Annotated in this window: 12 protein-coding genes and 1 riboswitch; of the genes, 4 read left to right on the top strand and 8 right to left on the bottom strand. The window is 41.7% G+C overall.

What is annotated here, in order from left to right; genetic code table 11:
- Positions 1 to 35: 35 nt before the first annotated feature.
- Positions 36 to 101, bottom strand: a riboswitch (Fluoride riboswitch).
- A 110-nt stretch (positions 102 to 211) separates the two neighbouring features.
- From RV00_RS05300 to RV00_RS05335, 8 genes are all read right to left on the bottom strand, one after another.
- Complete coding sequence (locus RV00_RS05300; RefSeq protein ID WP_071861578.1) at positions 212 to 1,225, bottom strand: NADP-dependent oxidoreductase; 1,014 nt, start codon at positions 1,223 to 1,225, stop codon at positions 212 to 214.
- A gap of 73 nt (positions 1,226 to 1,298) precedes the next feature.
- A complete protein-coding gene (locus RV00_RS05305) occupies positions 1,299 to 1,874 on the bottom strand; it encodes a TetR/AcrR family transcriptional regulator (RefSeq protein ID WP_071861579.1) in 576 nt (191 codons plus the stop codon).
- Between the two features lie 118 nt (positions 1,875 to 1,992).
- The gene (locus RV00_RS05310) at positions 1,993 to 2,502 is read right to left on the bottom strand and encodes a DinB family protein (protein ID WP_071861580.1); all 510 of its coding nucleotides are present in this window, start codon (positions 2,500 to 2,502) and stop codon (positions 1,993 to 1,995) included.
- Positions 2,503 to 2,580: 78 nt separating this feature from the next.
- Complete coding sequence (locus RV00_RS05315) at positions 2,581 to 2,931, bottom strand: hypothetical protein (RefSeq protein WP_071861581.1); 351 nt, start codon at positions 2,929 to 2,931, stop codon at positions 2,581 to 2,583.
- A 4-nt stretch (positions 2,932 to 2,935) separates the two neighbouring features.
- Complete coding sequence (locus tag RV00_RS05320) at positions 2,936 to 4,549, bottom strand: FAD-dependent oxidoreductase (RefSeq protein WP_071861582.1); 1,614 nt, start codon at positions 4,547 to 4,549, stop codon at positions 2,936 to 2,938.
- Positions 4,550 to 5,047: 498 nt separating this feature from the next.
- On the bottom strand, positions 5,048 to 5,446 hold the full coding sequence (locus RV00_RS05325) for a C-GCAxxG-C-C family protein (protein WP_249024065.1): 399 nt from the start codon (positions 5,444 to 5,446) through the stop codon (positions 5,048 to 5,050).
- 59 nt (positions 5,447 to 5,505) lie between these two features.
- The gene (locus RV00_RS05330; RefSeq protein WP_071861583.1) at positions 5,506 to 7,629 is read right to left on the bottom strand and encodes an ATP-dependent helicase; all 2,124 of its coding nucleotides are present in this window, start codon (positions 7,627 to 7,629) and stop codon (positions 5,506 to 5,508) included.
- 111 nt (positions 7,630 to 7,740) lie between these two features.
- The gene (locus RV00_RS05335; protein WP_071861584.1) at positions 7,741 to 8,763 is read right to left on the bottom strand and encodes a PocR ligand-binding domain-containing protein; all 1,023 of its coding nucleotides are present in this window, start codon (positions 8,761 to 8,763) and stop codon (positions 7,741 to 7,743) included.
- A 167-nt stretch (positions 8,764 to 8,930) separates the two neighbouring features.
- Here RV00_RS05335 and RV00_RS05340 point away from each other — a divergent pair, with 167 nt between their 5' ends.
- The 4 genes from RV00_RS05340 (at position 8,931) to dhaL (ending at position 12,667) form a co-directional block, all read left to right on the top strand.
- Positions 8,931 to 10,064 carry a glycerol dehydrogenase gene (locus RV00_RS05340; protein ID WP_071861585.1) on the top strand — a complete coding sequence of 378 codons (1,134 nt, stop codon included), beginning with the start codon at positions 8,931 to 8,933 and terminating at the stop codon, positions 10,062 to 10,064.
- A gap of 596 nt (positions 10,065 to 10,660) precedes the next feature.
- Complete coding sequence (gene dhaM, locus RV00_RS05345) at positions 10,661 to 11,059, top strand: dihydroxyacetone kinase phosphoryl donor subunit DhaM (RefSeq protein WP_071861586.1); 399 nt, start codon at positions 10,661 to 10,663, stop codon at positions 11,057 to 11,059.
- Between the two features lies 1 nt (position 11,060).
- Complete coding sequence (gene dhaK / locus RV00_RS05350) at positions 11,061 to 12,044, top strand: dihydroxyacetone kinase subunit DhaK (RefSeq protein WP_071861587.1); 984 nt, start codon at positions 11,061 to 11,063, stop codon at positions 12,042 to 12,044.
- 23 nt (positions 12,045 to 12,067) lie between these two features.
- Positions 12,068 to 12,667 (top strand): dihydroxyacetone kinase subunit DhaL, encoded by a 600-nt coding sequence (dhaL, locus tag RV00_RS05355; RefSeq protein ID WP_071861588.1) that lies wholly within the window; start codon positions 12,068 to 12,070, stop codon positions 12,665 to 12,667.
- Positions 12,668 to 12,690 lie beyond the last annotated feature (23 nt).

Here is a 12,690-nt window from a genome sequence, read left to right on the forward strand (position 1 = left end):
TTGAGCTTTTCAGCCAAAGTGTTAAAAGTATTGAACTTATAACAGGCGCCATCAGCTGAATAATTCAGCAGTCAGGAGGGAGCACCATCCCTCTTACAGGTAAACGATAGCACGTTGTTTTTTTTCTGACAAATAAAAAGACTTTTCAATTTCTTTCCAAATAACGAACGAAACCAGACCAACCGTTTTGGGGATTGGTCTGGCTAAGCCTTTATTCTTTTAGATCCACTCGCAATAAAACTTTTCCTTGAGGGTGGCCTTTGGCAACATATTGTATCGCTTCATTGCTATCTTCAAGCTGAAAAATTCTTGGATCGATGGCAGGAATGATCTGGTTTTTTTCAATGATTCGACTGATTTCTTTTAATTGCTCACCGTCAGAACGGACAAAAATAAAATGATACTCAACCCCTTTTTCTTTGGCCTTTTTGTCTAATGTTTTCCCAGCTAAACCAAGTAAAAACTGTTTCGGCTTTGGCATGCCTTTCGTGATAGCAAACCGTTTATTGGGCCCTGCAATCAAACTGAGCAGTCGACCGCCGGGCTTAATAATCGAAAGCTCTCTATCAAGTTCTGCCTTTCCTAAGGTATCAATCACAAAATCAACCGGCTCTATCAGCTCCCAATAATTTTCTGTCTTATAATCTAAATAGCGATCTGCACCAGCTGCCAATGTTCGTTCCTTTGCTTCAGGGCTGCCGGAAACGATCACTGTTAAGCCTAAATCTTTTGCTAAAGGAATCGCCATTTGACCAAAGCTGCCGGAACCGCCAGGAATAAACAGTGTTTGACCAGCTTTCGCTTCCAGTTCTTCGTGCAGCGCTTGGTAAGCTGTTAGCCCAGTCAAAGGCACAGCAGCTCCGGTTAAAAAGTCCAAATTTTTTGGTAATGGGCTGAGAGCCACCGCGTCAACTGCCGCATATTCTACGAAGGCCCCGATGTGTTCAAGCGGAAGGCGGGTGTAAACCGCATCGCCGATTTGATAAGCCGTCACTTTTTCCCCGACAGCTTCAATGACGCCGGTTAATTCATTTCCCAGTGTTAAAGGCATCGGGTAATCTTGGATTAATTTTACGGCACCAGTGATATTCAATATTTCCAAAGGATTAACCGCCGCAACTTTGACCTTAATCAGGACTTGTTCTTCTGTGATTGTGGGGATTGGAATTTCATTGATTTCGGTTTGAAGCTCTTTTGAATATTTTTTTATTTGTACAGCTTTCATTATGTTTTCTCCTTTTTAGAATGAACGTTCTAATTTATTTATAAAAAAGATTGTCTTAGTAAATTTTTTTCAACTAAGACAACACTTGCAACGCGTGGTCGATCGTCTGAAATATTTCTGCGGGATCACTGCTGATCTTTGCGTCGACCCGCACCCCCAGCCAGACCGTATGGAAATAATGAGCTAAACTTTCCAATGATGCCGCTTGTGCTATTTCGCCTTTTTTCTGACCTTGAGTCAAGACCGTCAACAAATAGTTTTCGCTTCGGTGAAAGATCGCCGCTACTCGCAATTTAGCTTCATCATCGATCAATGCCAGTTCCGTCGCAGTATTCACTACTAGACAGCCCACCGGTTGATCGGCTTCTCGGTCTAAAGTTATCGCAAGTAACCGCCTGATTCTTTCGCCAGTAGGTAGTTCAACTGGAATTCGCTGATTGATTTTTTCTGCTAAGTTTTGTTCATAGAGGGCTAAACTTTTTAAAAACAGCTGGTGCTTGTCGCCAAACGTATCATAAATACTTCGCCGGTGAATCCCCATGACATCCACCAATTCTTGCATGGAGGTTTTTTCGTACCCTTGCTGCCAAAATAATTGCATCGCTTTCGTTAACACTTCTGTTTCATCAAATTCTTTTACTCGAGCCAATTAGACACCTTCTTTTTTAGAATGATCGTTCTAATAATAAGCGTAAATTGCATCAAAGTAAATTAATACGCTTAAAAAAAAGCAAATCTCTCAAAGGAAAGATTTGCTTTTACTAACTTTATTTTCCAATTACTAAGCGTCTCGTGTAAACCGCTTGACCAGAATGCATAGCAGCATCATCAATCGCTGAGACGATTCGAGCTTGACGAGTAACCGGTGGTGTCCAATTGGTATCGATCACATCTGTAAGACTGCTCTCATCCAGCTGCTCTAAATATTTTTTCGTGAAGTCGATACTAGCTGATAGATACTCTAAAACTAATTGCCGATCCGTTACTACGACTTTTGCCGCTTCTTCCGGCGAATGGCGATAATCTTCGGTATCATCTGGTAAGTCCAACGCAAATTTTTCTGTCCAGCCAGCACTTGTCCAAAGTGCCTCGGTCCCATTTAAAGCTGAAATCTGCAGATCCAATTCGCGAGCAGTATGCCACATTAGCCACGTCACTGATTTAATCAATGGTGCCGGCATCTTGTTAGCCTCTTCTGTGGTCATTTGTTCAAAAGTATCTTCAAAACGTTCCTGTGCGCGATCCAAAATCTCCATTGCCAATTGCGTACTTTTCATCGTAATAGCCTCCTAGTTCATCTGAATTCGTTCTTCTTCAACTGTACTACGGAGCTTTATTAAGGGCAACTATTCGACTTATTCGGCTGTCGAATACAAATACGCCAGATCGCTTGCGACTTGCTGCGCTTCTGATGAATCAGCAAATTGAAACGTCAATCTCTGATTTGAAAGAGTCACAACTAGTTGATTATTTTCTTGTTGCAACTTGAATGCTTCTTTCGAAAAGAATGTATGCTGAAACTGATTCAAATCTAAATTAGGCTGAATCACCAACATGCCTGCATCATAAAATACCACTGGCACCTCATCAACGGTTTCCAACAAAGTAAAGTTCATTAATTCTTCTTCCGAAAGCTGCTGGTCAATATACGCTTGCAAAATCAAAAATTGCTGCGACTGATTAAAAACTTGTTTGAATTCATTCATCCGCCTACTCCTCAATCAAAATTGCTGGAATACCAAAGCCAGCTAAAATCCGTGCAGACGTATAGGTATTTAACCCTTTTCTAAAGGTGATATAAACCTTACGATCTTTCGGGATTTCGTTGATCCGATCACGCAGCTCGTTCATAGGAATATTTTTAGTTGCTTCAATCGAGCCGGATGGGGATTTATTAGGTTCACGAATATCTAAGAAAAAGGCGCTAGCTAAATCTTCAGCTGGAATATCTTCCGCTTTGATTGTTTCCACCACGTTGGTCATTTGATTGATTGCCACATAGCCGGCAATGTTCAATGGATCTCTCGTGGTTGAATACGGTGGTGAATAAGGTAATTCTAAATCAGGCAGATCAAATACGGTTAGATTGCCAGTGATGGCTACGGACAGTTCCCCCATTCGTTTGTCGACACCTTGTTCTCCGACGGCTTGTCCACCTAAGATTTTACCGCTATCCGCGTCGAAAATAATTTTAAGATTCAAGCGGGTCGCTCCTGGGTAAAAGTAGGCATGATCAAACGGGGTCACAAAAACAGATTTGTAATTCGTGATGCCCGCCGCTTTCAAGGCATGCTCGGTCATTCCAGCATAACTAGCGGTGTAATCAAAAATTTTCGCTACACCGGCCCCGATATACCCCCGATAGCGCATCGGTGTACCATTAACCATATCAGCTAACATGTGACCTTGACGATTGGCGGCACTGGATAACATACTTGAAGTTGCCAGCCCGGTCACTACGCTGGTGGTTTTAATAATATCGCCAATGGCATAGATGTCGGCTACATTTGTTTCTAATTGATCGTTGACGATGATTTGTCCGTCCTCGGATAATTCAATACCGGCCGTTTTAGCGACTTCATTATTTGGCGCCACCCCAGTCGCAAAGAGAATCAATTCGGGATTAAGTCTCGTTCCATCGGATAACAGAACCTCTTGTCCAGCTTGACGAATTTCTTCTACTCGTGTGTTTAAATGAACATGTAAGTCATTTTCAAGCAATTTAGCATAGATCAAATCCGCGATCTCTTCATCATAAGGAAACGCGACTTGCGGCAATTGATCCACTAGCGTTACGTCCATTCCGCGATGTTTAAAGTTTTCTGCTAATTCAAGACCCATCACGCCGGCTCCTAAAACTAAAACACTGTTAGGATCGTGTTCATCAAGATAGGTTTTGATCTCTGCGGCATCTGTCACGCTACGTAAGACAAAGCCATTTTCCGCTTCTGCGGCCCCTTTGATTGGCGGTAAGGTTGGACGAGCTCCTGCTGAAATAATTAATTTGTCATAATTGGTCGCAGTCGTTTCGCCAGTCGCCAAATCTTTGACGACTAATTGTTTATTTTCTGGATCAATCGTCTGAACTTCATGCTTCGTAAAAACATCAATATTGTTCTTTACCTTTAATATTTCTGGCGTCCGTTCGATCAAGGAATCCAAATCCTCAATTACACCACCTAAATAATAAGGCAGTGCGCAGCTTGCGTAAGAAATATTTTCTCCTCGTTCATAAATCACGATTTCGTGTTCTTCATTCAAACGACGTAAGCGGGTAGCAAACGAAGGGCCACCTGCAACCCCACCTATTACTACAAATTTCATGGTTCCATCTCCTCTATTTAAAAAAATAAGTTTTAGCTTTAAACGTATGCCCGCTAACGAGAGAAAGTTCCTTAAAATACGCTTTCACTATAGCTTGGCATCTCTAATTCCGATAGTACAATGTTTTCAATGAACCGGCAAAGAATTGTTCTCGTAAAGAAAAAAATTAGTTCCTGAAAATGGCTACCTAAATGAGACGGACAGAATAAGTTTTTACATTAGGAAAGACTTTCGTGAACTCCCTCAGCTTTTTGCCAGTTTTTCTGCTCGCTTTATTGAGATTAGAAAAATGATTCCCTCATTAGGCGTCAGCTGAGCAATAAGACCAAATGATTTCGTGAAGCCGGACATGGATATACTTGCTGTAAAGCGATTTATTCATGTGAAAAATTTATACTTTCTTTCAAGCGTGCAAAAAAGAGGTTCACAAAAGTTTTGTCGAACCTCCTTCTACCGAATAAACGGCGTTCCAGTCACAGCCGCTCATTTCTTAATCATTTATTTCCCACTGCCAACTGTTTTTTCTAGTATCCTGCACGCCTCGCCAACATACTCTGAACAAGGGCGTTTGCCAATGATTTCTTTACAATAAAGTGAACCACAGGCTTGCTGGAAGTCTTGGTTGAGTCTGACTATTATTTTTTCCGTCGCAGCTCCCACACATTCGGCTGGGTCGTTGGTCTTTGGGGTACCTTTTAACTGGTTGGTTACGATATAACAGCCCGCTAACGCGCCGCACAACCCTTGGTAACGGCCGCCGCCATAACTTGCGCCTAGTTCAATCGCTGTTCTTTCATCGATCTTCAACTCAGCACGATAAGCTAAAACTATTGCTTGACAACAATTGTATCCTACTTGAAAAGATGCGATTGCTTGCTGTTGTCGCTCCATGATCATTCCTCTCTTCCTCCTCAGAACCAATTTCTGATTCCTTGAATCAACGATTCTTTATCCTACTATTGTACTTCTTTGACTGTTAGACCGGCTTCTTGGATAAAGGCTGACGGTTCGGTTTTTTTCTCGTTGACAGCTTTGGGGAAAGTCACATACAATCTTTCCTTCGCTCGCGTGATAGCGACATACATCAGTCGTCGCTGTTCTTCCATCGTCGTCGGTGGTGCGCCTTGCTCAACGGCCGCCTGCAAATCACAGTCTGCTTTTTCAACCGTATGATGATTGGGCAAAGCGTCCTCGTAAACACCTTTGATAAAGATATTCTTTTTTCCTAGTCCTTTGCTGGCATGAATAGACAATAAATAGACGGCGTTTAGTTGCTGTTGATCGTATTCTTTTAAGCGTTGCTTCATTCCTTGATTTTGCTTCTGAGCTTCTTCAAAGCTTGCCATTAAACCGGGCCAATCCTTGGCTTCCGTTAATTCCTTTGCCAGCCAATCAGCTTCTTCCATACCTAGTTCCTTTTTAAATTTAGGGGTCGCCAGGATAGCTTCCACAAAAGGCGCCAGTTGCAGCTGCTGGCTTTGATAAAAAGTGTAGATTTGTTTGAAGAATTCTTTTGTCTTCGTTTGCGCTGATCGATCAAGCTGCTTTTCAGCTACTAAGAAGGTAACTAGATCATTGATTTTGAATTTGTTTTGGGTGAAAAGTTCCGCCAAGAAAGCCGCGCTAGTACCGAACTTTATGTAGTGATAAAAGGCGTATTGTTGAATGATCTTTTTTAAAGCATCATTTTTTTCTTTACTATTTGTTGCGCCCGCGATTTTTTGTAATTGTTCAAATAAATGTTTAAACAAAGGCAGCCCGAAGATTCCTAAAAGATCATCATTTGATTGTGTGACAAAAGGAACTTTTTGTTCAGCTAATTCTTTTAATAAAGACCTTAGCTGCACCCGCGTTGGATACAATACCAGCGTGTCGGTATAATCGGGTTTCCCGTCCTTTTTCGGCGTTTGAGTCGCTAGCATTTGAATTTCTTTACCGATCCAAGCAGCTTCTGCTTCATCATCAGGAAAACTCAAAGCGGAGATTTCGTGAACGGCTGGCTTGATGGCGGTCATGGTTTTAGCCAATCGATCATGGGCGTTATGTTGAATCAACCGATTTCCCGCCTCAACGATCGGTGCTTCTGAGCGATAATTCGTCATGAGTGTCAACGAAGTCTGGTTGTATTCTTGGTCAAAGTCTTTGATATAACGCGGTTCTGCCCCGCGAAAATAATAAATACTTTGATCATCATCTCCTACGATAATCAGTTTGCCAGCAGACAGGTTCTGACTCTGCTTATCTGGTGGACAGATCAAGGCGACGATTTGCTTTTGCAGCGGATTGATATCTTGAAACTCATCAATAAAAATGTAGCGGTATTTTTGCTGCAAGCTTGCTCGTGCAGTGAGATCATTTTCTAAAATCAATTTTAAATTATAGAGCATGTCATCAAAGGTAATAAATTGCTGACTCTTTTTAATCACGGCTAGCTCTGCTAAAAATTGCTGAAAGACCTGGCTTAGCGTTTGATTAGGCAAGAGATCTTTTCCATCAAAGTAAGTAGCAACAAAACCGATCATCGCTTGATCTGAATAGCCCATATTGCGCCAATAGCTGATTCGCGACAAGAGACTGCGATCCTCGTATTTATCAAAGTTATATAAACGATACTTCTTAATTAGTTGATTGACTGTTTGCCCATAAAGCTCTTCATCGATCGCTCCTTCAATTCCCCACTGCTTGAGTGCTGGATTGTGCCGGATCAATTCTTGATATTCTCGATTGAACCAACCATGAAAGGTTTGGACTTGGGGCCGGCCGTAACCTCCTAGATAATGGTTTACTCGTTCCTCCATTTCCAATTTGGCTTTGCGGGAAAAGGTACACATCATGATCGTTTTGGGGTCGACCTTTTTTTCTAAGACTAAATATGCCGCCTTCCCGCAAATCGTTTGGGTCTTGCCGCTGCCAGCACCAGCAATAATCCGCAGATGGGTCTCCATCGGAAAACGGATCGCCGCTAGTTGCTCCGGACTGAACTCTGCCCCATTATTTTGCGCCAATAAGTGCTGCAATGTGGCTTGATCATTGAAAACCTCTGTTTCCAACCGCTCCTTATCTTTTGAAAAATTAAGCATGAAAAAGAATCCTCTCTATAATAAAACATCCTTGTCTATTATAGCGGAATCGTGAAATTATGATAGACCTTGATCTCTTACAAAAAGAAGCGAGTAAAAGACAAACCCTTTTTACTGTCTTTTATTCGCTTCAATAATATTTTTCCGATAATTTAACGGCGTGGTCCCAGTAATTTTTTTAAAACTACGAACAAAATAACTGGGCTCTACAAATCCTAATTCATCACTGATCTCGGTAATTGACCAATCGGTAGTCTCTAATAATTGCTCGGCCCAATACACTTTTAATTTTCCATAGATTTTGCTAAAAGGTTCGCCAAATTCTTCTTTGAGTAAACGGCTCAAATGACTAGGGGATAGATTAGTCACCGAAGCTAGTGTCGGCAGATCAACATGACTGCCCTTATTTTCAAACACTAAATCGATTGCCGGCTGCAGTAGCCGATTTGTCGCCTGATACACCCCATCTTCTGTTTGTAGTCGACTTTCTAATAGCGATTGTTGGATATCCTTTTGCACAAACGCCAGATCCAAGCCTTCTTCTAACGGTTTTTCATGTTGCGACAAGCGCAGTGTTTGCTTGTAAGCCTTAATTAAATAATCTTTTTTGATTGCTTCACTAATGATATATTCACTGAGCTTTTCTAACATCTCGGCCGATTGATTCAGATCCTCTCGATTAAATCGCGGGTATCGGGCAATCAAGTCTTGGTGTTCTTGCTTAAAATCAGTCACAAGCTGTTGATCTCCCAGCTGCAATACTTGTTCCAAATCATTCTGTTCTTCCGTCAGCAAAATTTCTCCCGCCATAATCGCGCCCGCGTAGTGACCGTCAACTATAATCGGGATCGCCATGTCAACAATATCAAAATGACAGCGATAAATGAAGGGCTGGCCCGTTCGTACTGCTTCCAGCCCACCTCGTGAATCACATTTTTCACAATACGCCGAAAGCTTCGGATGATTGCGAGCCAACTGACAAAAAGGCTGGACTTGGCTATGCTTTGTAATCGGCCGACCACGATAATCTACTAAAATAATTGCTAAGTGCGTCGCGATAGCAATACTTTCTTGCAACTTTTCCCATTTCGTTAAGTCCAGTACTTGTTCAATATCAAATTGCGTTCCCTTCATACGATCACCTCATAGCGACATTATAGAACCTTTTTTGTAACAAAATAGTTCTATTTAGCAAAATAATTCAATTGTTTTTCATAAGAAAACGGTAACATTCTTCAATGATTCTTTTATGATAACGCTTTATGATAACACTGTAAATAAAAACAAGGAGGCTTCATTTTATGAGAAAAGCACTGATTTTACCAACAAAATATGTTCAAGGCGAAGATGAATTATTAAATTTAGGGTATTTCGTTACCACCTTCGGCAAGTCTGCCTTATTGATTGCCAATCCGGATGACGTTGAGCGGGTACGTCCACAATTGGATGCGACCGCAAAGAAATTTGATATCACTTTTTATGAAGGCGGATTCAACGGAGAAGTTACTCGTGAAGAAACAAAACGATTGCAAGCAGTGGCAGAAAAATATCAAACCGACTGCATTATCGGACTCGGTGGCGGGAAAGCCATCGATGCATCAAAAGTGGTCGCTGAAGGTGAACATTTGATTATTGTTCCGACAATCGCTGCGCAAGATGCGCCAACTTCTCACTCTGCCGTACTTTACCACGCAGATGGTTCTTTTGATGATTATGCTTATTTCAAACAAAGCCCTAGCGTTGTCCTAGTCGACACAAAGGTCGTCGCAAAAGCACCCACTCGTTTCTTAGTTGCCGGCATGGGTGATGCTTTATCCACTTACTTTGAAGCCCGGGCCACTCACAATTCTTACTCACGGGTCAACGCTAGTTTACCAATGGGATCTCGTGAAGGCTTGACTCCTCCTGCCAGTGGGACTTATGCCGCACTTGCTATGGCAAAATTATGTTGGGAAAATCTTCAAGAAGATGGGCTACACGCGAAGATTGCTTGTGATGCCAACTTACCAACTGAAGCATTGAATAAGATCGTTGAAACAAATATCTTATTGTCTGGTTTAGGTTTTGAAAGCGGCGGCTTAGCAGCAGCTCATGCGATTCACAATGGGATGACAGTTCTAGCGGGCACACATCACTATCTACATGGTGAAAAAGTTGCCTTTGCTACTTTAGCACAATTGGTTTTAGAAGATGCTGAAACAGAAGAAATCAACGCAGTAATGGATTTCATGGCTTCAATCGGATTGCCACTTACATTGGCTGACCTTGGTGTTGAATCAATCAGCTTTGAAGAAGCACTTGAAGTTGCCAAAATCGCTTCTATTCCAGAAGAATCGATTCACTCAATGCCATTCCCAATCGTGGAAGAAGAAGTTGCCAATGCCATTATCGTCGCCGACCGGATCGGTCAAGCTTACAAAGACGCGCATCAATAATCGACAGTCGTGTTACTAACTTGCCTCAGCGAGTTAGTAACACGTTATGCGTTATAGCTTTTTAGTAGGATGATATACGGCTTGAATATCAGATTTATTTTCCTGGAAGAAAAATAAATACATTAAATTGAAAAAGGATGTCAGTCCTACTTTTTGCAGTTTATAAAGAGCGGAGTCCGAAAAAGTTCGACTAGAACTAAAAAAGTACGAACTAGTAGGATGATATACGGCTTGAAATTCTGACTTATTTTTCTGGAAGAAAAATAAATACATTAAATTGAAAAAGGATGTCAGTCCTACTTTTTGCAGTTTATAAAGAGCGGAGTCCGAAAAAGTTCGACTAGAACTAAAAAAGTACGAACTAGTAGGATGATATACGGCTTGAAATTCTGACTTATTTTTCTGGAAGAAAAATAAATACATTAAATTGAAAAAGGATGTCAGTCCTACTTTTTGCAGTTTATAAAGAGCGGAGTCCGAAAAAGTTCGACTAGAACTAAAAAAATAAGAGCTAGTAGGATGATATACGGCTTGAATATCAGATTTATTTTTCTGGAAGAAAAATAAATACATTAAATTGAAAAAGGAGTTTTTCCATGAAAAAGGCAATTCTATTAGTCTCACATAGTCAAAAAATCACTGACGGTATCAAAGAAATGATTGAGCAAATGGCTCAAAGTGATTCACTGGAAATTTATTCATTAGGCGGTACTTCAGAGGGTGAGCTTGGCAGTGACCCAACGAAAATCGTTGATGTTGTCAATGAAGCCGATTCCGTTGAAGTGTTTCTCGTTTTTGCCGATCTCGGCAGTGCCGTTTTAAGTGCAGAATTAGCCTTTGACATGTTAGAAGAAATACAGCAGTCCAAATACATTTTAGTTGATGCGCCGTTAGTTGAGGGAGCTTTCGCAGCAGGAATCACTGCTAGCGTTTCCGATGATCTTTCTCACATTATCGCTGAAGCAAAGAATGCACCCGGAAAAGGATGGGAATAAGATGAAAAAAATAATTAACGATCCAAAAGATATTATTGAAGAAATGTTGTCTGGTATCGTCGAAAGCTATCCTAGCCTCGTTCATCGAGTGGCAGATTCTCGTGTTATCGCAAAGAATTCAAGTTTAGCACAAGTCGGTTTAGTTTCTGGCGGCGGCAGCGGCCATGAACCAGCCCATGCAGGCTTTGTCGGCGACGGCATGTTGAGCGCAGCGGTTTTAGGGGATGTTTTTACTTCACCGACTCCCGATCAAATTGAAATAGCGATCGAAGAAGCCAATCAAGGACAAGGCGTTCTATTGATTGTCAAAAATTACACGGGCGATATTTTAAATTTTGAAATGGCTAAGGATTTGGCGGAAATGAATGAGATTGCTACGGAGATCGTTGTCGTTGACGATGATATCGCGGTAGAAGACAGCACCTATACCGCTGGCAAACGCGGCGTGGCTGGGACGATCCTCGTTCATAAGATCTTAGGAAATGCCGCTAAACACGGTGCCAGCTTGACTGAATTAAAAACTTTAGGTGAGCGAGTCGTGGCAGCAACGAAAACAATCGGGGTTGCTTTGAAAGCTGCAACAGTCCCTGAAGTGGGTAAACCCGGCTTTTCATTAGCCGAAGATGAAATTGAATTTGGTGTAGGTATTCATGGTGAGCCTGGCTATCGTAAAGAACAATTGCAGCCGTCGAAAGCTTTGGCCCAAGAAATGGTTACTAAGCTATTGGCTTCCTATGAAGAAAAACCGCAAACGATCGGCGTATTAGTCAACGGCATGGGTGGAACACCTTTGATGGAGCAATTTGTCTTTATCAATGATGTCTTGCATCTATTAACTGAAGAAAATATTTCCGTCAGCTTCCATAAGGTCGGAAATTATATGACCTCCATCGACATGCAAGGCTTGTCTTTAACATTCATTGACTTAGCCGATCAAACTTGGCAACACGCCTTGACCCGCTATGTTTCAACTATCTCTTGGTAAACAATCGCAAGGAGGAAAAATAAATGAAGGTCACAACAAATGACATCCAAGCGTGGTTGCAGGATTTCGCGGCTACTATTGAAAAAAATAAAGATTATCTAAGTGAATTAGATACGCCGATTGGTGACGGTGATCATGGCAACAATATGCATCGGGGAATGACCGAATATTTAGTTGTCTCTAAAGGAAATGAGCCAAGCTCTATCGCTAATAGCTTTAAAGTCTTAGCGATGGCACTGATCTCAAAAGTTGGCGGCGCGTCAGGGCCTTTATACGGCTCCGCCTTTATGAACATGGCGAAAGCTGCTAAAGATCTTCCTGAAATTACTACTACTGAAGAATTAATTTCGATACTAACGGCTGGTTTCGATGGCATCAAAAATCGTGGAAAAGCGGAACTAGGCGACAAAACAATGTTAGACGTCTGGGGTCCTAGCATCACTCTTTTAAAAGAAGGACGTTTATCCAGCCAAGAAATTGAACAGCTGAAAGAACAAACCAAAGACTTACAAGCTAAAAAAGGACGCGCCTCTTATTTAGGCGAACGCTCCATCGGACACATTGATCCAGGGGCCGCTTCCAGCGCCCTATTATTCCAAACGTTACTACCTTATTTAAATTAATCAGCCAAGTGTACCTCGACTGA

This window comes from Enterococcus devriesei (assembly GCF_001885905.1).
GTDB classification, from domain to species: domain Bacteria; phylum Bacillota; class Bacilli; order Lactobacillales; family Enterococcaceae; genus Enterococcus_A; species Enterococcus_A devriesei.